This is a genomic window from Natronomonas salsuginis (genome assembly GCF_005239135.1).
Classification (GTDB): domain Archaea; phylum Halobacteriota; class Halobacteria; order Halobacteriales; family Haloarculaceae; genus Natronomonas; species Natronomonas salsuginis.
In genome coordinates this window covers 566304-588050 of record NZ_QKNX01000002.1, presented here as the reverse complement: position 1 = coordinate 588050, position 21747 = coordinate 566304, and the positions used below count along the sequence as shown (strand labels likewise).

General features: G+C 65.8%; 23 protein-coding genes. 11 read left to right on the top strand and 12 right to left on the bottom strand.

The genetic code is table 11. The annotated features are described in order from the left end of the window. The first annotated feature begins 35 nt into the window (after window positions 1-35). Both DM868_RS07795 and hemA read left to right on the top strand, forming a co-directional pair. Window positions 36-683: a precorrin-2 dehydrogenase/sirohydrochlorin ferrochelatase family protein gene (locus DM868_RS07795; protein ID WP_137276298.1), complete on the top strand. Its 648-nt coding sequence runs from the start codon at window positions 36-38 to the stop codon at window positions 681-683. Beyond that, window positions 680-2035 carry a glutamyl-tRNA reductase gene (gene hemA / locus DM868_RS07790; RefSeq protein WP_137276297.1) on the top strand — a complete coding sequence of 452 codons (1356 nt, stop codon included), beginning with the start codon at window positions 680-682 and terminating at the stop codon, window positions 2033-2035. The genes DM868_RS07795 and hemA overlap by 4 nt, the downstream gene beginning before the upstream one ends. A gap of 51 nt (window positions 2036-2086) precedes the next feature. On the opposite strand, the gene DM868_RS07785 is transcribed toward hemA, so the two are convergent. The 7 genes from DM868_RS07785 to DM868_RS15470 form a co-directional block, all read right to left on the bottom strand. Beyond that, on the bottom strand, window positions 2087-3232 hold the full coding sequence (locus DM868_RS07785) for a CBS domain-containing protein (protein WP_137276296.1): 1146 nt from the start codon (window positions 3230-3232) through the stop codon (window positions 2087-2089). Between the two features lie 49 nt (window positions 3233-3281). Next, on the bottom strand, window positions 3282-3662 hold the full coding sequence (locus DM868_RS07780; protein ID WP_137276295.1) for a hypothetical protein: 381 nt from the start codon (window positions 3660-3662) through the stop codon (window positions 3282-3284). Further along, window positions 3659-4216, bottom strand: coding sequence for an HD domain-containing protein (locus DM868_RS07775; RefSeq protein ID WP_137276294.1), 558 nt, complete (start codon window positions 4214-4216; stop codon window positions 3659-3661). The genes DM868_RS07780 and DM868_RS07775 overlap by 4 nt, the downstream gene beginning before the upstream one ends. A gap of 151 nt (window positions 4217-4367) precedes the next feature. Further along, complete coding sequence (gene carB, locus DM868_RS07770; protein ID WP_137276293.1) at window positions 4368-7601, bottom strand: carbamoyl-phosphate synthase large subunit; 3234 nt, start codon at window positions 7599-7601, stop codon at window positions 4368-4370. Between the two features lie 132 nt (window positions 7602-7733). After that, window positions 7734-8108, bottom strand: a complete 375-nt coding sequence (locus tag DM868_RS07765; RefSeq protein ID WP_137276292.1) for a cupin domain-containing protein — start codon at window positions 8106-8108, stop codon at window positions 7734-7736. A 31-nt stretch (window positions 8109-8139) separates the two neighbouring features. Continuing rightward, window positions 8140-8859, bottom strand: coding sequence for a competence/damage-inducible protein A (locus DM868_RS07760; protein WP_137276291.1), 720 nt, complete (start codon window positions 8857-8859; stop codon window positions 8140-8142). Between the two features lie 41 nt (window positions 8860-8900). Next, window positions 8901-9296: an HNH endonuclease gene (locus DM868_RS15470; RefSeq protein WP_246049034.1), complete on the bottom strand. Its 396-nt coding sequence runs from the start codon at window positions 9294-9296 to the stop codon at window positions 8901-8903. Window positions 9297-9966: 670 nt separating this feature from the next. Between DM868_RS15470 and DM868_RS07750 the strand changes: the two genes are divergently transcribed. Beyond that, window positions 9967-10422 carry a DUF5814 domain-containing protein gene (locus DM868_RS07750; RefSeq protein ID WP_137276289.1) on the top strand — a complete coding sequence of 152 codons (456 nt, stop codon included), beginning with the start codon at window positions 9967-9969 and terminating at the stop codon, window positions 10420-10422. 9 nt (window positions 10423-10431) lie between these two features. On the opposite strand, the gene DM868_RS07745 is transcribed toward DM868_RS07750, so the two are convergent. Beyond that, a complete protein-coding gene (locus DM868_RS07745; RefSeq protein ID WP_137276288.1) occupies window positions 10432-10857 on the bottom strand; it encodes a ribbon-helix-helix protein, CopG family in 426 nt (141 codons plus the stop codon). 151 nt (window positions 10858-11008) lie between these two features. Here DM868_RS07745 and hisI point away from each other — a divergent pair, with 151 nt between their 5' ends. Together hisI and DM868_RS07735 are read left to right on the top strand one after the other, a co-directional pair. Continuing rightward, window positions 11009-11371 carry a phosphoribosyl-AMP cyclohydrolase gene (gene hisI / locus DM868_RS07740; RefSeq protein WP_137276287.1) on the top strand — a complete coding sequence of 121 codons (363 nt, stop codon included), beginning with the start codon at window positions 11009-11011 and terminating at the stop codon, window positions 11369-11371. 7 nt (window positions 11372-11378) lie between these two features. Next, window positions 11379-12530: a DUF7118 family protein gene (locus DM868_RS07735; RefSeq protein WP_137276286.1), complete on the top strand. Its 1152-nt coding sequence runs from the start codon at window positions 11379-11381 to the stop codon at window positions 12528-12530. Window positions 12531-12545: 15 nt separating this feature from the next. On the opposite strand, the gene glmM is transcribed toward DM868_RS07735, so the two are convergent. Continuing rightward, window positions 12546-13922 (bottom strand): phosphoglucosamine mutase, encoded by a 1377-nt coding sequence (gene glmM / locus DM868_RS07730; protein WP_137276285.1) that lies wholly within the window; start codon window positions 13920-13922, stop codon window positions 12546-12548. A gap of 234 nt (window positions 13923-14156) precedes the next feature. Between glmM and DM868_RS07725 the strand changes: the two genes are divergently transcribed. Beyond that, window positions 14157-14930: a helix-turn-helix transcriptional regulator gene (locus tag DM868_RS07725; RefSeq protein WP_137276284.1), complete on the top strand. Its 774-nt coding sequence runs from the start codon at window positions 14157-14159 to the stop codon at window positions 14928-14930. A 32-nt stretch (window positions 14931-14962) separates the two neighbouring features. Continuing rightward, window positions 14963-15742, top strand: a complete 780-nt coding sequence (locus tag DM868_RS07720) for an HVO_0234 family beta-propeller protein (RefSeq protein ID WP_137276283.1) — start codon at window positions 14963-14965, stop codon at window positions 15740-15742. Between the two features lie 2 nt (window positions 15743-15744). Here DM868_RS07720 and DM868_RS07715 read toward each other — a convergent pair whose 3' ends face one another. Genes DM868_RS07715 through nreA form a run of 3 tightly spaced genes read right to left on the bottom strand, consistent with a single transcriptional unit; the run spans window position 15745 to window position 18312 of the window. Further along, window positions 15745-16836: a DUF373 family protein gene (locus DM868_RS07715; protein WP_137276282.1), complete on the bottom strand. Its 1092-nt coding sequence runs from the start codon at window positions 16834-16836 to the stop codon at window positions 15745-15747. Between the two features lie 56 nt (window positions 16837-16892). Next, window positions 16893-17030, bottom strand: coding sequence for a hypothetical protein (locus DM868_RS15080; RefSeq protein ID WP_170964451.1), 138 nt, complete (start codon window positions 17028-17030; stop codon window positions 16893-16895). Window position 17031: 1 nt separating this feature from the next. Further along, the gene (gene nreA / locus DM868_RS07710; protein WP_137276281.1) at window positions 17032-18312 is read right to left on the bottom strand and encodes a DNA repair protein NreA; all 1281 of its coding nucleotides are present in this window, start codon (window positions 18310-18312) and stop codon (window positions 17032-17034) included. 103 nt (window positions 18313-18415) lie between these two features. On the opposite strand from nreA, the gene rnhA reads away from it, so the two are divergent. The 4 genes from rnhA (at window position 18416) to DM868_RS07690 (ending at window position 21741) form a co-directional block, all read left to right on the top strand. Then, on the top strand, window positions 18416-19006 hold the full coding sequence (gene rnhA, locus DM868_RS07705; protein WP_137276280.1) for a ribonuclease HI: 591 nt from the start codon (window positions 18416-18418) through the stop codon (window positions 19004-19006). Next, entirely contained in the window at window positions 18999-19610 is a 612-nt protein-coding gene (locus DM868_RS07700; protein WP_246049033.1) for a DUF7108 family protein, read from the top strand. Before rnhA ends, DM868_RS07700 begins: the two co-directional genes overlap by 8 nt. Before the next feature lie 79 nt (window positions 19611-19689). Further along, complete coding sequence (locus DM868_RS07695) at window positions 19690-20229, top strand: inorganic diphosphatase (RefSeq protein ID WP_137276279.1); 540 nt, start codon at window positions 19690-19692, stop codon at window positions 20227-20229. Window positions 20230-20406: 177 nt separating this feature from the next. Continuing rightward, the gene (locus DM868_RS07690; protein WP_137276278.1) at window positions 20407-21741 is read left to right on the top strand and encodes an alkaline phosphatase family protein; all 1335 of its coding nucleotides are present in this window, start codon (window positions 20407-20409) and stop codon (window positions 21739-21741) included. The last annotated feature ends 6 nt before the right edge of the window (window positions 21742-21747 follow it).

Sequence of the window (21747 nt, the reverse complement as noted above, 5' to 3'; positions counted from 1 at the left end):
CGCCGCAAGCGGCGGGATTTCCTGCTTGGTGAAAGATGATTCCGCTGTACCACGACTTCACGGACGAGACGGTGTTGGTGTTCGGCGGCGGGCCGGTTGGCGCGCGGAAGGCCAGACGGTTCGCGCGCGAGGCCGCGGTCGTCGTCGTGAGCCCCGAGTTCGCCGCGGACGACTACGGCGACGCGGACCTCGTGCGCGCGGCACCCGACGACGACGGCGTCGCGGCGTGGTTCGAGCGAACCGAGCCGGTGCTCGCCGTCGCCGCCACGGACGACGCGTCGGTGAACGCGGCCGTCGAGCGCGAGGCTCGCGAGCGCGGAGCGTTGATAAACCGCGCCGATCACTCCGAGGAGCGCGGCCCCGGCGGCGTCGTCGTCCCGGCGACGGTGCGGGACGGCGACGTGTCCGTGGCCATCTCGACGGGCGGTTCGTCGCCCGCGCTCGCGAAGGAGCTTCGACGGCGCATCCAGAGCGAAATCGACGGTGCGGGCGAACTCGCCGAGCTAACGGCGGACGTGCGCGAGGAGTTGAAAGCCCGCGGCGTCGATCCCGCCCGCCGCCGCCGCGCCGTCCGGACGGTCGTGCAATCGTCACGGGTTTGGAAGGATTTAGGTACGGGTGCGTCTAACCCTCGGCAGATAGTAGACGCCGTCGTCGATTCGGCGTTGGGTGAGAAGTCGTGACCAAGGGACCAGAAACCGAAGTCGTTACCGGCGTTAGCGTTTCACACAGCGACGCGCGTGTCGAACAGATCGAAACCGTCGCCGCCGACTCGACGGCGGAAGCCGTCCGCGCGCTGTACGATCAAGCCGGCGTTACGGAGGCGTTCGTCCTCCAGACGTGCAACCGCGCGGAGGCGTACGTCGTCGCCGAGACCGCGGCGGCCGGACGGGACGCGCTCGCGACGTATCTCGACGGCGTCGATCCGACCGTCGCCAGAACGCTCGATCACGAGGCGAGCCTCAGACACCTCATGTCGGTCGCTTGCGGCCTCGAGTCGCTCGTGTTGGGCGAAGACCAGATCATCGGACAGATCCGCGACGCCTACGAGACCGCGCGCGGCCTCGGGGCGATTGGGCCGACGCTGGACGACGCGCTGTTGAAAGCGCTCCACGTCGGCGAGCGAGCGCGGAGCGAGACGGCGATCAACGAGGGGACGCTCTCACTCGGCTCGGCGGCGGTACGGTTCGCCGAGTCACGACACGGGCTGGACGAGGCGACCGCGCTGGTCGTCGGAGCTGGGGAGATGGCGACGCTCGCGGCGAAGGTACTCGATGAGCCGGTCACCAGACTCATCATCGCGAACCGGACCCGGTCGAGCGCCGAATATCTCGCAAGGCAGCTCGACACGGAAACCTCGACGGTCAGGCTGGACGCACTCCCTGTCGCCGCTGCCGAGGCCGACATCGTCGTCTCGGCGACCGCAAGCCCCGAGCACGTCGTCGAGGCGGACGCGCTCGAAACCGCCGGGGAGACGTGCGTCATCGACATCGCCCAGCCGAGGGACGTCGAGCCCGACGCGGAGTCACTGCCGCACGTCTCGGTGTACGACCTCGATACGATCGAAACCGTCACCGACGAGACGAAGCTGAAGCGGCAGGCGGCCGCCGAAGCCGTCGAATCGATGATCGACGACGAGCTCAAGCACCTCCTGAGTCAGTACAAACGAAAGCGCGCCGACCAGGTCATCGGCGCGATGTACGAGGGAGCCGAACGGATCAAAGCCCGCGAGCTCCGGACCGCGATCGCACGGTTAGAGGGCGAATCGGACGACGGCGTCTCGGAGGCCGAGCGCGAGATCCTCGAATCGATGGCCGACGCCCTCGTGGGACAGCTCCTGTCGGCCCCCACCCAGAGCCTCCGCGACGCAGCCGAAAAGGACGACTGGTCGACGATCCACACGGCGTTGCGGCTCTTCGGCCCCGCCTTCGATCCGGACCCTGCAACTCCACCGACGACGCCCGATGCGATCCCCGAGGAGATGCGCGAGCGGATGCCGGCGGGCATCATCGAGCAGTTGACCGAGGACGACTGATCGATCGCGTTCGAACGCGAAAACAAGACGGCTGAGTACGTGACCGATTCCTCACAACTCGTTGAGCTTTCTGAGTAGCTGTCCCTCGTACTGCTCGTCCGCGCGGATCCCCTTCAGTTCGAGGACGTTCCGTTCGAGTTTGTCGAGCGCGACGTGGAAGGCGGTCTCCGCGCCGTACCCCTCGCCGGAGCCGGCGACCTGCCCGTGGTTCGTTCGGAGGCGGATCTGACAGTAGACCAGTGGCGTCCCGCGGAGCCGCTCTTTGTGTTCGGTGAGCCGGACGTGGGCATGATGGACCTGCATGGCCTGGTACTTGTCCGCCACGTCCGTGATGGCCTCCTGTATGTCCTCGCGGGAGATCGTCTCGAGGAGGTCGATGTTTGTGATCTGGACGTCCATGTTCTCCTCCTCGGTGTAGGTGAGCGCCCTGAGCACGTCGGTCTTCGTGAGGATGCCCGCTACTATCGTTTCGTCGTCGTCGGGCGTGACGACGAGGCCGGCGTAATTGTGGTCGAACATCCGCTCGACGGCGGCTGAAACCGTCTCCTCCCGGCCGATCGTCTCGACGGGGCTGTTCATAAGATCGTAGACGGGCAGATCGAGCATCCGATCCGTGTCTCCGGAGCGGTCGCCCTTGTGCTGGCGCTCCATCGTTCGGACGGCGAACTCGGCGATGTCGTGGGTCGTCACCATCCCGCTCAGCCGGCCGTTCTCGTTGACCACCGGCAGGCGCGAAATGTCGTTCTCTCGCAGGTAGTTGATTACCTTGCCGAGTCGGTCGTCTTCTTCGAGGGTGACGACGCTGTCGGTGTAGATCTGCTCGACGGTGAGGACGTCGAGATTGTCGAGAACCGCGTCGAGGATCTCGTCCTCGGTGACGATCCCCCACAGATCGCCGTCCTCGAAGACGGGGGCAACCTTCGTGCCGCCCTCTACGAGCATTCGAGCGACATCGCGGATGTTGGCCTCTCGTTCCACTCGGGGGACGTTGTTTCGAGCGAGGACGTTCACCTTCGCGTCATCGGCGATGTGTGACTGGATCAGCTGCCGTTCGGTGAGAATTCCGGCGTACGCACCGCCTTCGGTGACTACGATGCCCTTCGGGTTCTCTCGTTCGAAGATGGATCGAACCTTGCCAAGCCGCTCGTCGGTGTCCACCTGAATGAACTCCTCGGTGGCGATATCTGCGATATTCATCCCTCTCCCGAGCCCTTCGCTACGACGGCTCTTGAAAGTACCTCACGTCTCATTTAGGTGGACGACTGCCGGCGCCGAACTGCTGGCCCAGTCGATAAAAGCGCGGGAGCAACACGGCGTTGACTGCGCCGGCAGTGGTCAACATCGATCCGAGAAAGTAGAAGCCGCCATCGCCGAGCGTCGGCCACAGCAGCGCGGCGGCCGCCCCGATCGACAGCCCGATCGAGGCGCCCATCGCGTCGTCTCGCGTTCGCTCGAAGACGAGGGCGGCGACCGCCAACGCGCCGAGACCGAGCGCAGCAGCCAGTTGTGGACGGGACACGACCGTGGCCGCGAGGAGCGTTCCGAGCCCCGAAACGATCAATCCGTAGCAGACGAGTTTGATCCGTCGTTCGTCGAGCCCCCCGCTCGACGAATCATCGTCTCTCATGCGTCTCGAAGGTCCGTGAGCACGTTCGCTTTGATCGCCGTCTCCGACGCCTCGTCGGCCCGACGGACGAGTTCGGCTTCCAGCGTCGCGGGCTCGACGTTCGTTCGGGGCGTGTGCGAGAGCACGATGTGCGCCATCTCGACCGGCAGGTCGGCGCGGGCTGTCACCAACACGCCGAAATGCGGATGACCGAGTAGTCGCCCGATCTCGGTCCGCTCCATCCCATCAAACTCGTAGAGTTTCGAGACGTCGTGGACGAGCGCCCCGGCGACGATCACGTCCATGTCGATATTGGGGACGTAGCGCCGATCGGTGAGCGATTCCGCGAGGCCGACAGCACACGCGGTCACGTCCCGAACGTGTTCGACGAGCAACACGTCGTCGTCGGCGATCCCGAGCTCGCGTTGGGCCGGCGGAAACCACGGCACCGCTTCGAGATCCGCGATGTCGATCCCGTTGTCTTCCGCAGCGGTCGCCCACGCCGCCGCGACGCTCGAGCGGAGCGCATCATCCTCTATGGCTTCGATCTCCGGAAACACCGTTTGGATGTCCATGTACGGGGGTCAGCGCCGATGAACTAAACCCTACGGGGACGGAGCCGAGACGGTCGTGGGGATCACCGACGACGGCGCTCCCGACCTGGCGATGCGTTTGATCCGACGGTACAAAATGGCGGCTCGAAAGTCGCGAACGCGGTCGGCGTCCCTACTGGCCCCAGTCACAGCGCTCTGTCGGCCGCTCCGACAGCGCCATCACGTCGAGGGGCTCGTCGACCGTTTCGAGCGCTTCGAGCGTCGCGCGCGAGCTCGGGACGGTCGAGAAATAGGTGATCCCCTCCTCGACGGCGACTTCGAGGACATCGCGGTCACGAGAGAAGATAGCGTCGACCTCACCGTCGCGGAGCGCCCCGGTGAGATCGCCGAACTCCTCGGGTGCGCGGACGTCGAAGTGACGCACCGCGCCCTCCCACACGTCGGAGATGTCCTCGTTCTTCTGTGACATACCGCGCAGGGTGTCGAGATCGACGATCGCCGTACCTTCCGTCGGAATCCCCTTGCCGGTCGCCGATTGCGCTTTCAGGTACGCCTTGCCGAACGATCGGGCGGTCCCCATCACCTCGCCGGTCGATTTCATCTCGGGGCCGAGCCGCGGGTCCGATCCCGGCAGTCGGTCGAACGGCAGGACGACCTCCTTGACCGAGACGTGTTCGGGGATCTGCTCGTGGGTCTGGAGCTCCGCGAGCGAGTTGCCGGCCATAACCTTCGCCGCGAGCTTCGCGATCGGCACGCCCGTCGCTTTCGAGACGAACGGAACGGTTCGCGAGGAGCGGGGGTTGGCCTCCAGAACGTACACCTCGCCGTCGCGGACGGCCAACTGGACGTTCAACAGCCCTTCAGTCTCGAGCGCGCGGGCGATGTCGAGCGTGACCTCGCGGACGCGTTCGAGAACCTCCTGGGAGAGCGAGCGCGGCGGGATCATACACGCGGAGTCGCCGGAGTGGACACCAGCCGCCTCGACGTGTTCCATGATGCCGCCGATCAGCACGTCCTCGCCGTCGGCGACCGCGTCGACGTCGAGTTCGACGGCGTCGGCGAGGAAGTCGTCGACGAGGATCGGTTTGTCGGGGGCGACGCGGACCGCCTCCTCGATGTACTCCTCGAGTTCGTCGTCGGAGTAGACGACGTCCATCGCGCGGCCACCGAGGACGTACGACGGTCGGACGAGGACGGGGTAGCCGATGTCGTGGGCGAGGTCGAGCGCCTCCGCCTTGCTCGTCGCGGTGCCGCCCTCGGGCTGACTGATTCCGAGTTCGTCCATGAGGACGTTGAAGCGGTCGCGGTCCTCGGCGAGGTCCATCGCCTCAACGGAGGTCCCGAGGATCTCACAGTCCAATCCGCGGCGATCGAGTTCCGCGTTGAGCGGTTCGCCGACGTTGACCGAGGTCTGCCCGCCGAACTGGACCATCACGCCATCAGCGCCGGTCTCCTCGACGATGTCGGCGACCTCCTCGGCGGTGATCGGCTCGAAGAACAGGCCGTCGGAGGTGTCGTAGTCCGTCGACACCGTTTCAGGGTTGTTGTTGACGACGTGAGCGTCGATTCCGATCTCGCGCAGGGCGCGCACGGCGTGGACCGCACAGTAGTCGAACTCGACGCCCTGGCCGATCCGGATCGGACCGCCGCCGACCACGACGACCGACTCGACGTCGCGGTCGACCTGGACCTCGCTCGCCCCGCGTCCCGTCGGCGGCTCGCGGGCGGAGTAGTAGTACGGGGTCGAGGCGCGGAACTCGCCGGCACAGGTGTCGACCTGCTTGTACGTCCGGGGATGAGTGGCTGTTTCGACGCCGTCGACGGTCGTTCCGGCACCGTCGGTCTCGACGGGACGGCCGTCCTCGGTGTCCCCCCCGGCAACCGACGCGGGGAGCCAAGAGGCGTGGGTGTCGTTGAACTCGCCGCCGGCGATGGCGGCGATCTCCTGGTTGGTGAATCCGGCGTCGGCCGCGGGCCCGAACTCGCCGTTGCGGGCGGCGTCTGCCGCTTCGGCGATTCGGCCGAACCGTTCGAGATACCACTCGTAGATCCCCGTCAGGTCGTGGATTTCGTCGACGGTGTAGCCGCGGTCGAACGCCTCGAGGATCGCGTAGGGGCGATCCGGCGTCGGGCGTTCGAGGTACGCCGCTTCGAGTTCGTCGTCAGCCACCTCGGTCCAATCGACCGCGGGGTCGTACTCGGAGGACCGGAGCGCCTTCAACAGCGACTCCTCGAAGGTCCGGCCGATCGACATCGCCTCGCCGGTCGATTTCATCGCCGGGCCGAGTTCGAACTCGACGTCGGAGAACTTGTCCTTCGGCCACCGCGGAACCTTCGTGACCACGTAGTCGATCGCCGGCTCGAACGCGGCGGTCGTCTCGCCCGTGATCTCGTTGTCGATCTCGTGGAGTCGTTTGCCCAGCGCGACCTTCGCCGTCACGCGGGCGATCGGGTAGCCGGTCGCCTTCGAGGCGAGCGCGGAGGACCGCGAGACGCGGGGGTTGACCTCGACGACGCGGTACTCGCCGGATGGCGTGCCGTCGTCGCGCCACGCGTGTTGGATGTTACAGCCGCCCTCGATCCCGAGTTCCCGGATGACTTTCAGCGCCGAGTCGCGCATCTCTTGGTGGGCCTCGTCGGGGATGATCTGCGAGGGCGTGACGACGGTCGACTCGCCGGTGTGGATCCCCATCGGATCGATGTTCTCCATGTTGCAGATGATGATACACGAGTCGTCTGCGTCCCGCATCACCTCGTACTCGAGTTCGACCCAGCCCGCGATCGACTCGGTGATCTGGACCTCGTGGTTGCGGGAGAGCTGAAAGCCCTTGCGGGCGATCTCGCGGAGTTCGTCCATATCGTCGACGACGCCGGAACCGGACCCGCCGAGCGTGTAGGCGGTGCGAGCGATGACCGGCAGCCCGCCGACGGCCTCGACGGCGTCCTCGATCTGATCCATCGAGGAGATCGTCTCGGAGCGACAGACCGGCTCGCCGATCTTCTTCATGCGCTCGCGGAACAGATCGCGGTCCTCCGTCGCGTAGATCGTATCGAGCGGCGTCCCCATGATCTCGACGCCGTACTCCTCCAGAACGCCCTCCTCGGCGAGTTCGGCGGTGACGTTCAGCCCGGTCTGGCCACCGAGCCCGGCGATGACGCCGTCGGGTTCCTCCGTGCGGATGACCTCGGCGATGGCCTCGGTCGTGATCGGCTCGACGTACACCTTGTCGGCCATCTCCGGATCGGTCATGATCGTCGCCGGGTTCGAGTTGACGAGAACGACCCGAGCGCCCTCCTCTCTGAGCGCTCGGCACGCCTGCGCGCCCGAGTAGTCGAACTCCGCCGCCTGTCCGATCTGGATCGGTCCGCTGCCGATGAGCAAAATAGTGCGGTCCTCGTCTGGCATTGTTCGACCGAAGTCCGTACATCGTAATAAGCCCGGCGAAAGAATACGGAATTCGTAATCAAAGTTCGAATTTCGAATCGGCGGCGTTCGCCCCGGACGCCGGGGCTCAGTAGCGGGGCGTCGAACCGCGGTTCACTCGAGCACTTCGATCGCGTCGTCGCCGTTGGGCACCGCACAGAGAAACGCCCCCGGCGAATCGCCGTCGTTCCGATACCAGTGGACCGCGCCCGCCGGGATGTGGAGCGCGTCGCCCGTGGAGACGGTGTGTTCCTCCCCGTCGATACCGACGGTGTACTCGCCTTCGAGAACGTACTGTTCGTGCTCGATCTCGTTGGTGTGTCTCGGCACCGACGCGCCCGGCTCCAGTTCGAATCGACGGATCGCCAGGTTCGGCGCGCCGTCGTCCGGACCGATGAGGACGCCCTTCCGAAGTCCCGCTCCGGCCTCGACGGTGTGGTACTCGATCGATTCGCGGCGTTTGATCACCGGCTGCGACGTCTCGGACATACGACCGACAACGCGGCCCGGCGTCTTGGATTTACCCCTCGTTCGAGAGCGCGACCCGCTCCTCCAGCCACGCCGCCGCGTCGGCGAGCGACTCGGTATCCGTCCCGCTGACCTTCAAGCGGTTGTGGCCCGCCTCTCGATCCGGGTAGCAGCCGACGCGGACGCCGAACTGCTCCTGTACCTCGTCGAGTCGCTCGATGAGGTTCGCCTCCGGCTCTTGGGTGTAGAGAAAGCGCGAATCGACGTCGCCGTCGAACTCCTCGGCGACGTCCTCGAACATCCGCTCCATCTCGGAGGGGATCCCCGGCAGGACGTAGACGTTTTCGAGGACGCACCCGGGCGACAGCCCGGCCCGATTGAGCAGTGGGCGCGCACCTTCGGGGAGCGCCGCCTCCGCCGAAACGTCGATGTTCAGCTCGGGGTATTTGTCCGCGATCGCTTCGAGGTGGCGCTCGACGTCCGCGCGGGCGAGGTCGTTCTCGACGAGGTCGCGGTCGAACGCCGCCGCGACGCCGTCCATCGTGATGTCGTCGGGCGTCCCGCCGAGGCCGCCGGTCACGATGACGGCGTCGAACCGGTCGCTGTATCGCCGCGTCGCCTCGGCGATCACCGCCGTCTCGTCGGGAACGGTTAGCACGCGTTTCACCGTCACGCCACGTTCGGCGAGTCGGGCACCGATCCACGTCGCGTTCGTGTTCGCCGTATCCCCCGCGAGAAGTTCGTCGCCGACGGTCAACAGGGCCGCGTTCATGTTCTACAGCAGGCCTGCCAAGCTAAAAAGGGACTCGGCATTCACGCCGTCGCGGCGGACAGATCGGCCCGTTCGATGTGTCCGAACTCGGCCTTTCGGTGACAGGTCGGGCAGAGACAGGCGACGTTTTCGAGGTAGTGGGCGTCGGACTCGGTCGCCACCGGCGTCTCGACGAACGCGCGAACCGGGACGATGTGGTGAACGTCGGGATTGCGACCCAGTTCGGCCTTCGTCACCCCACAGACCACACACGCGTGACCGTCCCGTTCGAGTGCCAGCCTCCTGACGCGGTGCCAGCCCCGGCCGTAGTTCGGCGTCGATCCGCCCTTCCAGTTCGGGTGTCCCTCCCCGGTGAACGTCTCCGAGAGCCACTCGTACTGGCAGTCGTCGCTGCAGAAGACGTGTTCCGATCGGAGTTGATTGGGGTGTCGAGCCATCTCACTGTCACACGTATCGCACTCAACGGTGACTTTCCCACCGTTCCATCGTGGGTTCTTTTGACCGCGAATATCGCGTACGTGTCTCCACTCCCGTTCTTCGACACATCGTGGACAGTATAATCCCGGTTTCTCTGACGGCCAATATTCGAACGCGGCCCTGCATAACTCACAGTGGGTTGATTGCTTCCCACCCCGGTAGTTCGGATTGTTTTCACCTTCGAAGGAAACCGCCGATTCACGGCATCCCGAAGAACAGTATTTCTTTTCGTGTTCGCTGTAAAATTCGGATTCACAGGCCCCACAAACTCGATTAGGAAGTCGCTCATCGTGAACGCTACTGTGGTGGACTCGAACCCCGCGTTTGGAATCGAAGGGCCGACCACAGGTAGGGCAGGTAGGCATACGATTGATCGACCGGGATGCGATTTAAATCCAGTCCCAACCAGGGGTTGATAATATTTGGTTGGGAATTAATAAAGTCCGGGTGCGGAAATCGAATCCGCCTCACAGCCACCACAAGGCTGTAGGATGCCACTACCCCAACCCGGACACGCAGTTTAATGTAAGCCGAGTCTGGCGTATATACGTTTCGTCTTTTCCGGGCGCGTGCAAGGAAGGCGCACACGCCGTCCGTGGGTTTTTCAATCGTCACCGACTACCCACGGTCGTGGCGATCACGGACAAGATCTACGTCAAAAATCACCGCCAACTCGCCTCGCAGTTGGAGACGAGCTTCCCGAAGAGTGCGTTCTCCGGGGCGACGCTCGACATCCTCTTTTCGGGCGACGGGGTCGCGAAACTCGACGAGGCCTCTCGCGATCGCGTCCTCGAGTTCGCCGAGGACTTCCTCGATTGCGACTGCCAGGGCCATCCCCACTGTGGCTGTCCCGAGCGGAAGTTCGTCGCCTATCTCCTCGAACTCAGAGCGCAAGGGCTCGGCCCCGAGGCCATCGTCGACGTGATGGGCGCGGACTACATGCTGTATGCGTATCCGGGCGACGTGCTCTCGTTTCTGGACGATTCCGTCCGGACGTTGGAAGCGGCCGAGCGGCTGGCGGACGTCGACGGGCGCAAAGAAGCGGGCGGGCGGATCGGGCAACGGAGACGGGAACTCTCGCGGTGATCGGCGTCGCTAGCCGAGTCTGAAGGGCTCCTCTTCGCCCTCGTCGCCGTCGAGATCCTCGAGTTGGATGACGTCCTCGGCCTCCTGTTCTTCGACCTGCTGGCTGAGCCGCGTCACGTACTGCTTGTACTCGTCGAGCTGTTCGCGGAGGTGTTCGGCCTCCAGTTCGAGCCGCTCGTGTTCGCGGACGAAGCTCTTTGGAACCTCGACTTTCGGCGGGAAGCTTTCGGCCGCGGAGGCGGTCTCGGAGGCGCTACCGGCCTTGAGCTCGTGTTCGGGGACGACTCGGACCTGCCCGTCGTGAGCAACGAGGGTGTCCACGTAGTCGCGGAACACGGCCGAGAGGGAGATGTCGCGCTCCTCTGCGATCTCCCGAAGGGTCTCGAACGCTTCCTCGTTGACCCGAAAGGAGATCGTCTTGTTCTTGTTGCCCATGGTTATCACAATTCGTGATTCCACGTACATAAGCGTTCGTCAGACGCGCGTCGGCCGGAGTCACGACAGAAGTACGGTCCCCGACGACGCGACGAACCCTTTCGACGGCCCAACGAAAAGGCCTATTCGAGCGAGCGCCGACTGTCCGACAATGAGCGTGGATCTCGCCTTCGACGAAAACAAGCTGTTACCGGCGATCGCCCAAGACGTCGAGACCGGCGGTGTGTTGATGTTGGCCTACGTCACGAGGGAGGCGATCGAACGAAGCCGCGAGACAGGCGAGGCGCACTACTACTCGCGGAGCCGCGATGAACTCTGGCACAAGGGCGGCTCCAGTGGCCACGTCCAGCGGATCGAGGAGATCCGCGTCGACTGCGACGGCGACGCGATCCTCTATCTCGTCGACCAGGAGGGCGGGGCGTGTCACACCGGCTACGAGAGCTGTTTCTACCGGACCCTCGACGGCGAGGTCGTCGGCGATCGGGTGTTCGATCCGGACGACGTGTACGAGTGATCCGACGATGGACGACCCCGATGTGATACCGGAGGCCACGGCCGCCACGAACGAGCTCCGAGCCACCGCAGAACGCGTCGAGCGGCTCCGGTCGGAGCGGTCTGAATCGGGGCTCGACCCGGACGAATTGGAGACGGTCGCCGACGCGTACCGATCGGTCGAGACGGTGCTCGATCGCTGGGAGGAGCGGGCGACGGATTGGGACGACTTCGAGGGGTACGTCAAGTTCCGAAACGATCTGGCGGAGACGCTCGAATCGATCCCCGACGACGTGCCCGAACGGGAGGCGTTCGTCGAGGCCGACGAGCACGTCAAGACCGGCGGCGTCTCGAAGTCCCTCGACGCGGGAAACTTCGACGCTGCACGGGCGGCGCTCGCGCCGGCAAGACGGTGCGCGGAACTCCGGGCGGACTTGGAGTCGGCGAAGGAAGACCGCCGAGCGGCGAAACGACGCGCTGAGGAGCAACGACGCGCGCTTTGTGAGCAAATCGCGACGCTCGAACGGCTGGTAGAACTGGGCGACGCGGACCTCGACGCGCCGATCGACCGGTGCCGCCAGCCGATCGCGGCGTACAACGACCTCGTCGACGAGGCGTTCGAGCGGTTCCGGCGCGACGCGAGCGCCGAGGCGCTCCTCGGATTCGTCGATCGGGCCGCGCACACGCCGTTCGTCGAGTACGAGACGCCACCCGACGAACTCCTCGAGTACGTTCGAAGTCGGGACGCGGGTGCGTATCCGGTCGACGAACTGCTCGAGTACGCGGGGTACTCGCCATCGAAGCTCACCCACTACGTCGGCGACGCCGACCTGTTGAAACGACGCGTCGCGACGAACCGGACGTATCTCGAGCGACTGTCGGCCGACCCACTCCGGATCGAGTGGCCGCCGGAGACGGCCGAACGGCTTCGGTTCCGGATCGACGAACTGGTCGGGATCGTCGGCAGGCTCGGAGACGAGGCGGCCGCGACGCTTCGCGAGATACGGGCGCTAACGCGCGAGGACGGGTACGAACGGATACGTCGGGCCGCACACGCCGACGCGGAACTCACCGACGATCAGCGAGCGCGGCTCGAACGCGGCGAGATCGAAGACGAGGTCGAACGCGCTCGCGAGACGCTCGAAACGCTCGAATCCGCTCTCGACGAACGCTCGGACTGAACCGCTCGAAGCACGCTACGTCCGCGCTCGGTCCTGCACCGTCGCCTCGTACATCTCCTCGAGGAGCGTCTTGGCTCTCGCTTCGTCCCGCGCCTCGGCGTACAGCCGGATGAGCGGTTCCGTCCCGCTCGGCCGGACGAGCACCCACGCGTCGCCGTAATCGAGGCGGTAGCCGTCGATGGTCGTCAGCTCGGCGTCGGCCGCGCGGGCGTGGGTCTCGGCCGCTTCCAGCATCGCGTCCCGCTCGTCTGAGTCGGCGAACGTGAGATTGCGACGGACGTTGACGTAGCCGTCGTACGCCGCGGCGACCTCGCTGGCCGGTCGATCGACGAGGAGGTCGAGAAACTGCGCCGCGGTGTACGCTCCGTCGCGGGCGATCCGATACTCGGGAAAGAGGATTCCGCCGTTGCCCTCACCCGCGATCGGGACCGTCATCCCCTCGTTGCGCAGCTCGCGGATCCGCGTGATGAGGTACGTGCTCCCGATCGGCGTCAGTTCGAGGGCGGCCCCCGCTTCGTCGGCGATATCGACGATTCGCTGTGAGACGTTGACCGCCGAGACGACGGTGTCGTCGGCGTCGAGTTCGGCGGCCGCAAGCGCGGCGAAAGACGCCTCGCCGCCGATGTGAGTGCCGTTCTCGTCGACGAAGATCGCGCGGTCGGCATCGCCGTCGTGGGCGATACCGAGATCTGCGTCCGTCACACGAGTGAGCCGCCGGAGATCGGCGAGGTTGTCGGCGATCGGCTCGGGGTCGCGACCGGGGAAGTGGCCGTCGGGCTGGGCGTTGACCGTCACCACCCGGCAGCCGAGCTTGCGGAAGAACTGCGGGCTCGTGAGACAGCCGGCGCCGTGGCCGGGATCAAGCGCGACGGTGAGGTCTGCCTCGGCGATCCGATCGCGTCGACCCTCCGCGTCGAGGCGTTGGAGGAGTTCGCGGACGTACGCGTCCGGTGCACTCTCGACCCGCCGACTCGCGCCCACCTCGGCGAATCCGACCGAGGCGGCGTCCGGACCGGAGAGTTCGTCCTCGATGCGTTCCAGCGTCCGTTCGGACAGTTCGATCCCGTCGCTCCCGATCAGTTTGACGCCGTTGTACTCCGGGGGATTGTGGCTGGCGGTGATCATCACGACCGGCACGCCGGCGCGTTCGGCGTACGCCTGCGCGCCAGGCGTGGGAACGACGCCGAGTCGATCGACGGAGACGCCGACCGAAGCCAAATTTCCGGCCGCGATGTCCGCGAGCATGGGGCCAGTCGCGCGCGTGTCACGCGCGACGGCGATCGTCCCGGCGTCGAGAACCCGCCCGGCGGCGGCCGCGACCTGCCCGACAAACGGAACCGTCAGCCCGTCGCCGACGACGCCGCGGACCCCGCTCGATCCGAATACATCCATGTCTGACGCTTAGCGGCGAACGCAAAAGGGGTTCCGACAAGCGATCCGCTGCGAGCGGAACACCGTGGAGGGTGGAGGGCAGAACCGTCAGCGGTTCGCATCTGCAGAGACCACTGGAACATACTTCACGTTACGTGCCGCATCATCGTTCATCGAGGTGAGCCTCGTTCGACCCCTCGGATAGATCTCGAATAGCGAAACGTTCAGGATGCCGGCGGCACAAACCGCCAGGAAATGATCCAACTCGAGGATCGCCAAACCGACGTTGGTGCCGTCGCCGAGATCCTCCGCAAGCGTGCGCCGCTGTTGGAGCTGTTGGCGGACGCGCCACGCGACCAGCGCGACCTTCGGAGCGAGCTGGACGTGTCGCGTTCGACGATCTACAAAGCGCTCCAGCGTCTTCAGGAGACCGGGCTTGTCACCGAGGAGGACGAACGGTACGCGCTGACCGGGTTCGGTCGACTCGCCTGGCAGCGTCACGACGACTACATCGCGCGGCTCGGTCGTCTCGACGCCGGCCGGCGGCTCATAGAGACCCTTCCGGACGACCGACAGCTCCCGCCGACGCTGATCGAGCACGGGCGGATCGCCGTTCCGGGGCGACACGCGCCCGAGCGGCCGTTGGATCGGCTGACGGAACTCGGCGATGGGGCCGGTCACCTCCGGGTGCTCTCGCCCTCGGGGATGCCCCGGTTCCTCGCCGACGTTCACGCGAACGTCGAGGCGGGCGAGCAGACCGCGACGATCGTCACCGAAGCCGACGCGATAGCCCGACTGCAGTCCAACTACGAGCGATTCGAAGCGGCGGCCGCCGAAGCCGACCTCGACCTCTACAGCGTTTCCGGGGAGCTACCCTACGCGATCGTCCTGTTCGATTCGGACACGCTCGGACTGTTCGGCTACGAGGACGGACTGCTCGTCGGCGCGGCGTTCACCGACTGCCGGGACGGGCTCGCGTGGGGCGAACGCACGTTCGAGTGCGCCCTCTCGAAGGCGGATCGGATATAAATACTTTCGGCGTGGGCTGACCAAGGAGACACATGAGCGACGAGGACATCAGTCTCACTGAAAAGCGGGTGTATGCCGGGGGCGACGGGGCGACGGCCGCGTTCGTCGCCTCGGCGATCGGGCTCGCCCGGGTCGCCGTCTCCGATGATATCGTGGGAGAGTTCTCGCTCGACCGTCGCGGCGACACGACCGCGGTCGCCGCCGACGGCGGTCATCTCGCGATCGGGACGCCCGAGGACGTGTTCATCGGCACCGACGATGGGTTCTACGGAACCGACTTCGGAGCCGCGACGGCCGTCGGCTACCGCGACGGGCTCGTCGCGTCGGGCGGGGAGCGAGTCGCACGCTACGACGGAGGCTGGGGGACGGTGGCGGAGATCGACGGGGTTCGAGCGATCGACGATGGGATGGTCGCCGCGGTGTCGGGCGTCTATCGGCTGGACGGAACGCACGTCGGGCTCGACGACGTACGCGACGTGTCGGGCAGCGGGACGCCGCTCGCGGCGACTGGCGACGGGTTGTACGCCCTCGCGAACGGCTGGGTACGCGCGCTCGACGGCGCGTTTAGGTGCGTTTCGAGCGACGGCGAGCGCGCGCACGCGGCGACGCGGGAGACGCTGTACGAGCGGTCGGACGACGGCGAGTGGACAGCAGTCGACCTGCCGGTCGACGGAGCGGTCGTCGACGTTGCGTACGGCGGCGATGGGACCTACGCCGTCACGGAGGCTGGCGTCTTCCTCGCCGACGTGGGAGACGGTTGGCGGCACCGGTCGATCGGGCTCTCGGGCGTCTCGGGAATGGCGATCGTCTAACGTCAGCCGGTGAGCTCCCTGTCGCGATTCCTCGGATAGCGCTGTTCGGCGACCGCGAAGGCGAGCGTACTCGCCAGGCCGAGAAACGTCCCGGTCGTCAACGTCAGGGCGAGATACGACAGCTCCGCGAACGGGAGCGCGGCGAAGAAGGCGCTCATCCCGTGGAGAACGATCGCGATCGAAACGACGTAAAAGGGTGCGTTGAGGTAGCGCCACTCGAACCCGCCGGCGAGGTACTCGTCCGTGATCCGACCGAGCGCGGCGACGACCCCGGCCGCGGCGGCCCACTGGACGGCCCCGTAGACGAACGCCGCGGCGGCCTGCGTCGGTTCGCCGTCGACCTCGGTGAGCGCCTCGGTCGCCTCGACGCCGCCGACGACTCCGACGATGACGAGCGCGGCCGCGACGACGTACGTGATGAGCTGGACGCGCCCCGAAAAGAGCCCCACGCGAATTCGTTCGAGCGTGTCGTCGATCGTGTCCTCCAGTCCGAGCCCACGGAAGAGGACGTACAGCCCCAAGAGCGCGGAGATGACGCCGAGGGACGACCCAGGGAGGCCGATCACCTCCGCGAGGATCGAGATCGGATAGATCAACAGCAGAATTCCGAGCGGAATGAGAATCGTCCCCCGGGTCTCTGGATCAGCGAGCACCTGCTTGAACGTGTAGTACATCGATTCGAGGTCCTGTGCCTGCCTGACAACGACGCGCCGGACGCCGTCGATCGGCACCCGAGAGCGGATGACCGGGAGAACGCTCTCGTCCTGTGCGCCGTCGGTGACGACGATTGCTTTGACGTCCTCGCCGGTCGACAGCGACGCGAGCACGGTGTCGACCTCCTCGCCGACCTTTCGGTTGGCGGAGACGTCTGCCTTCGCCGTCCCGGTCACGAGGGCCACCTCGACCGACTCGTCGTCGATGCTGTCGTGGAGATGGACGCCCTGAAAGCAGACGTTCACGTCCGAGTCCTCGGGGTCCGCGGTGGCGAGTTCGACGGCGGCCTCCTCGACGGCGTCGCGGCCGATGACGGGCGTGTCGAACGCCGTCTTTCGGCCGAGGTCGTCGTCGAGGTCGACACAGAGGATGAGAAGCATCGCTCGTTATCTCTCGTTTCATGCGACGGGTTAAGTCCCTTCCCCCGCGGGGGGCGCTATCGCCAACGGCGACCGAGTTGCGTCAGCGGACGACGCTCGCGGACCATCATGTACAGGTACGCACCCGGGAGGAGGAGAAAGAGCAACGAGAGGAGAACGACGAACAGTTCGGGACCGCTCGGGAGGACCGTCATCTCAGGGATCACCGACCCCCGCGCCGAACGCGGAGAGATCGCTTTGGATCCCCGCGACCATCGTCGACTTTCGCCGGAGATCGGCCATCGAGACGGGCAGGCGAGGAACGAGTTCGCTGACGGCGCCGTGGAAGCTCTCGGCGACGACCGGTTCGCCCTCGACCGCGTCGCGAATCGACTCTCGGATCTGCCAGACGCCGACTGGTGCCCAGTACTCGTTCGTCGCGTGGCGAACGACGAACACCTTGGCCTGCCGATCACGCTCCGAGAGCGCCTCCAGAACGCCGAGGCGGGCGGCGTAGTACGCCCCGGAGGTCTCCTCGACGTAGCCGCGTCGGCCCTCGTAGCCCTCGCTGTCGGCCGCCATGTAGAGCCGACCGTTCGGGTCGGGGTTCCAGATGCTGCCCGGCGCTTTCAGTTCGATCAGTTCGAACTCCCACTCGCCGGGCGTGGCGACGACCCAGTACTCGTTGCCCATGTAGTCGGCGTGCCAGACCAGCGTCCGGTCGATCGAAGACGCGTTCCGGATCGTCCCGCGGAGGTACTGCCCGATTGTGTCGTCGACGGCGGTGATCGACCACCGCGTTGGGACGAGCCGACGGTGTTCGCCCTGTCCGAGCGCGCCGACCGAGAGGACGTTATTGATCTGATACACGTCGAACCCCCGGCGGTAGAGATACGTCATCGCGCCCTCGGCGCGCCAGTCGTCGTCCGAGAGCGTCTTCTCGATCGCTCTGGGGACGGAGGGGTTCTCCGTCACCCGCGCGCTGTCCGCGCTGATCCGGGGGCCACGGGGGGCGGCGATGTCCTCAAGCGTGCCGTCGAGGTCGAACCCGGGGCGGCCGTCCAGCCCCAACTCGATGTCGACGGGGCGATCCGCGATCGCGACCTCCCGTTGGGTGCCGACGAAGCCGTCCCAGACGTCGTAGACGTCGACGTTCGACCGCCGTGTGGAGTTCAACAGCCCGGTTCGGCGCCGAAACACGTCCTCGATCCCGTAGCCGTGTCGGTACCACTCGCCGGTCGTCGCGTAGTCCGCGGCGTCGTCCTCGTCGCCGACCGGCGAGAGCAGGCCGGCGAAAACGCGCGGGTAGCTCGACCGGCCCACGAACACCGACGGCGCGGTCGAGCCGACGAGCGTCTCGTCGGAGAGCGTCTCGTCGAATCGGGTTCGCGCGTCGTCGACGAACTCGGTGACTGCGTACGATTTCTCCTCGGCGAGCTTGCGGAGTTCGACCGACTCGTCGCGGTCGAGGTCGTCGACGTACTCGTCGAGGCGCATGGGTAGCGTTCGGGGCGGACGGTGAAATGCTATTCGGGCCTCAGGACCGAGATCGACACGCCTGATCGGAACCCCTAACCCCGACCGTCGGGGAGTCAGAGACATGCCCGTCATCGAGTGTGATCCGGACCGCGCCCGCGAGCGACTGGAGACTGAAGGCGTCGAGATCCGTCCGGGGAACACCGAACACGAACTGTGGCGGGCTGAATGGGAGGGCGCAACGGCGGTCGCCTACGAGGCGTCGGTCGTCGTTCAGGGAGCCGATCCCGCACGGCTCGTCGCGCTCATCGAGGGCGGCGGCGGCCGGGCGCACGTCTACTTCGACGGCGGCTCGCGCGGAAACCCGGGACCGGCCGCGATCGGGTGGGTGATCGTGACCGGCGACGGGATCGCGGCCGAGGGGTCGAAGCGGATCGGCCGCGCGACGAACAACCAAGCGGAGTACGAGGCGCTGATCGGCGCGCTCGAGGTCGCCGCCGAGTACGGCTTCGACGAGCTCGTTATAAAGGGCGACTCGGAGCTCATCGTCAAGCAGGTCCGTGGGGAGTGGAACACGAACGATCCGACGCTCCGCGAGAAGCGGGTCTGCGTCCGCGAGTTGCTCGGGCAGTTCGAGGAGTGGTCTATCGACCACGTTCCGCGAGAGATAAACCGCCGCGCCGACGAACTAGCCAACGAGGCGCTCGATGGTTGACGAGACCCCCACACCCGATTCGGCACCGACGGACGACCACGACGACTCGGGGGCGCTTCCCCTCCCCGAGGAGGCGATCGACCGCGCGGAGACGCTCACGCGCCGCGCTCGCGAGGCGGTCGACGGGAACGAGCGAACCGCATACCGCGACGAGCGCGAGGAACTGCTCGACGCACACGGCTACACCGCCAGGGTCCGCGAGAGTGACACCGGCGAGACGCTCGTGTTGTACCCGATCGAGTGGGTCGAGGACGGGACGGTTCGGCTCGATCGGATCACGGACACGACTCGCGCCGTCGAGCGATCGATCTCGGGACCGGGAGCCGACGCGGACTGGGACGCGATCGACGCGCACAATCGAGCGATCGCCTCGCGCGTCGAGGATCGGCACGGCGAGGTCCACGGCGCGACGGCGACCGCGTTCGCGGACTTCATGAGCAACCACTACGCGAAGCCGATCGAGGCGGCGACCACCGGCGAGCGCGAGGAGTTCCGAACCGAATACTTCCCGCGGAACGCGTGGCCGTCGGACGAGCAGCGCCGCCGCGTGGAGGAGTCGCTTCGGCGCATCGTCGAGATCGCGGCGGCCAAGGAAGATCGGTAACGTCGTCGTGTGCGAGGGACGCCGGAACGACGATCGGATGTCGAAAGCTCTTTGCGGCTTTCAGCCGCACCCGTCGCGTATGGCTGCAGCTAACCTGTGGGAGGACCTCGAAACGGGCCCGAACGCGCCGGAAGAGATCTACGCGGTCGTCGAGTGTCTCAAAGGCGAGCGAAACAAGTACGAGTACGACAAGGACATCCCCGGCGTCGTCCTGGATCGCGTGCTCCACTCGAACGTCCACTACCCCTCGGATTACGGGTTCATCCCGCGATCGTACTACGACGACGAGGACCCCTTCGACGTGCTCGTGTTGGTGGAAGATCAGACGTTCCCCGGCTGTATAATCGAAGCGCGTCCGGTCGCGCTAATGAAGATGGACGACGACGGCGAGCAGGACGACAAGGTCATCGCGGTGCCGAGCGAGGACCCGCGGTACGATCACGTCGACGACATCGACGATATCCCTCAGCAGACGCTCGACGAGATCGCGGAGTTCTTCGAGACCTACAAGAACCTCGAGGAGGGCAAAGAGGTCGAGACGCAAGGGTGGGAGGACAAACAGGCGGCGATGGACGCGATCGAACACGCACAGGACCTCTACGAGGAACACTTCGGCTGATCCATCCGGAAGCGAGAGTCCATCGTAGACGTCGTTTCACGCGGAGTCCCACGTCGGCGAGCGAGCCGGCCCCGGACAGACGATCGGCTTCGACGAACGGGTGCCGATTTCGACGACCGATGTCGCCACTGTCCGTCGAAACGAAACTTCTTGTAGCTTCCTCTCGCAGACGGGCATATGGGACTGTTCGACCGGCTTCGTGGCGGGAGCGGACCGCGTGTCGCCTTTTTCGGCATCGACGGCGTACCGTACTCGCTGGTCGCTGACAACGAGGAAACGTTCGAGAACCTGAGCGACTTCGCCGCCGGCGGCGCGATCGATTCGATCGTTCCGCCGGAATCGAGCGCGTGTTGGCCGGCGCTGACGACGGGCGTCAATCCGGGGGAAACAGGCGTGTACGGCTTTCAGGACCGCGAGATAGATAGCTACGACACGTACGTTCCGATGGGACAAGACGTGCGTGCGACGCGGCTGTGGTCGCGAGTCGACGCCGCCGGTGGCGAGGCGACGGTGATGAACGTCCCCGTCACGTTCCCGCCGGATCGGGACGTTCAGCGGATGGTCAGCGGCTTTCTCTCGCCAGGCGTCGAGAAGGCGGCGTACCCGAACGAACTCAGGGAGACGCTCGAACGGCTGGATTACCAGATCGACGTGAACGCCAAGCTCGGCCATCAAGAAGACAAATCGAAGTTCATCGAGGACGCCCATCGGACGCTCGATGCCCGCTTCGAGGCGTTCAAACACTACATCGAGCAGGACGACTGGAGTCTCTTTTTCGGCGTCTTCATGACGACGGATCGCGTGAACCATTTTTTATTTAAACACTACGCGCAGGACGGCGAGTACAAAGAGGAGTTCCTCGAGTTCTACGCGAAGCTCGATCGGTATCTCGGCGAACTCCGAAAGATGCTCGACGAGGATACGACGATGGTCGTCGCGTCCGATCACGGGTTCACCACGCTCGACCACGAGGTAAAATGTAACGTCTGGTTGGCGGAGAACGGCTGGCTCTCCTTCGAGGACGAGGATCACGAGAGTCTCAGCGATGTCACAGACGAAACGCGAGCGTACTCGCTCATCCCGGGGCGATTCTACATCAACCTCGAAGGTCGCGAGCCGCGCGGCTCGGTTCCCGAAGCCGAGTACGAGGCGGTGCGCGCCGAGTTGAAAGCCGAGCTGGAGGCGTTCGAGGGTCCCGACGGCCGTCCGGTCGCGGATCGCGTGGTGACGAAAGAGGACGCCTTCCGCGGGGAACACGACGAGATCGCCCCCGATCTCGTCGTCATTCCGAACGACGGGTTCGACCTCAAGGCCGGCTTCCGCGGCGGCGACGACGTCTTCGATATCGGCCCGAGAAACGGGATGCACAGCTTCGGGAACGCCTGTCTGTTCGTCGACGACGATACCGCGAAGATCGAAGACGCCGACCTGTACGATATCGCGCCGACGATATTGGAACTGCTCGACGTGAAGATCGACCGCGGTGACTTCGACGGCGCATCGCTCGTCTGAGAGCGG

Bases quoted from the DNA above. Each gene is read 5' to 3' on its own strand.
- DM868_RS07795 (WP_137276298.1), top strand. From the start codon at position 36: ATGATTCCGCTGTACCACGACTTCACGGACGAGACGGTGTTGGTGTTC.
- DM868_RS07785 (WP_137276296.1), bottom strand. From the start codon at position 3,232: ATGAATATCGCAGATATCGCCACCGAGGAGTTCATTCAGGTGGACACC.
- DM868_RS07780 (WP_137276295.1), bottom strand. From the start codon at position 3,662: ATGAGAGACGATGATTCGTCGAGCGGGGGGCTCGACGAACGACGGATC.
- DM868_RS07775 (WP_137276294.1), bottom strand. From the start codon at position 4,216: ATGGACATCCAAACGGTGTTTCCGGAGATCGAAGCCATAGAGGATGAT.
- carB (WP_137276293.1), bottom strand. From the start codon at position 7,601: ATGCCAGACGAGGACCGCACTATTTTGCTCATCGGCAGCGGACCGATC.
- DM868_RS07765 (WP_137276292.1), bottom strand. From the start codon at position 8,108: ATGTCCGAGACGTCGCAGCCGGTGATCAAACGCCGCGAATCGATCGAG.
- DM868_RS07760 (WP_137276291.1), bottom strand. From the start codon at position 8,859: ATGAACGCGGCCCTGTTGACCGTCGGCGACGAACTTCTCGCGGGGGAT.
- DM868_RS15470 (WP_246049034.1), bottom strand. From the start codon at position 9,296: ATGGCTCGACACCCCAATCAACTCCGATCGGAACACGTCTTCTGCAGC.
- DM868_RS07745 (WP_137276288.1), bottom strand. From the start codon at position 10,857: ATGGGCAACAAGAACAAGACGATCTCCTTTCGGGTCAACGAGGAAGCG.
- hisI (WP_137276287.1), top strand. From the start codon at position 11,009: ATGAGCGTGGATCTCGCCTTCGACGAAAACAAGCTGTTACCGGCGATC.
- DM868_RS07735 (WP_137276286.1), top strand. From the start codon at position 11,379: ATGGACGACCCCGATGTGATACCGGAGGCCACGGCCGCCACGAACGAG.
- glmM (WP_137276285.1), bottom strand. From the start codon at position 13,922: ATGGATGTATTCGGATCGAGCGGGGTCCGCGGCGTCGTCGGCGACGGG.
- DM868_RS07725 (WP_137276284.1), top strand. From the start codon at position 14,157: ATGATCCAACTCGAGGATCGCCAAACCGACGTTGGTGCCGTCGCCGAG.
- DM868_RS07720 (WP_137276283.1), top strand. From the start codon at position 14,963: ATGAGCGACGAGGACATCAGTCTCACTGAAAAGCGGGTGTATGCCGGG.
- DM868_RS07715 (WP_137276282.1), bottom strand. From the start codon at position 16,836: ATGCTTCTCATCCTCTGTGTCGACCTCGACGACGACCTCGGCCGAAAG.
- DM868_RS15080 (WP_170964451.1), bottom strand. From the start codon at position 17,030: ATGACGGTCCTCCCGAGCGGTCCCGAACTGTTCGTCGTTCTCCTCTCG.
- nreA (WP_137276281.1), bottom strand. From the start codon at position 18,312: ATGCGCCTCGACGAGTACGTCGACGACCTCGACCGCGACGAGTCGGTC.
- rnhA (WP_137276280.1), top strand. From the start codon at position 18,416: ATGCCCGTCATCGAGTGTGATCCGGACCGCGCCCGCGAGCGACTGGAG.
- DM868_RS07700 (WP_246049033.1), top strand. From the start codon at position 18,999: ATGGTTGACGAGACCCCCACACCCGATTCGGCACCGACGGACGACCAC.
- DM868_RS07695 (WP_137276279.1), top strand. From the start codon at position 19,690: ATGGCTGCAGCTAACCTGTGGGAGGACCTCGAAACGGGCCCGAACGCG.
- DM868_RS07690 (WP_137276278.1), top strand. From the start codon at position 20,407: ATGGGACTGTTCGACCGGCTTCGTGGCGGGAGCGGACCGCGTGTCGCC.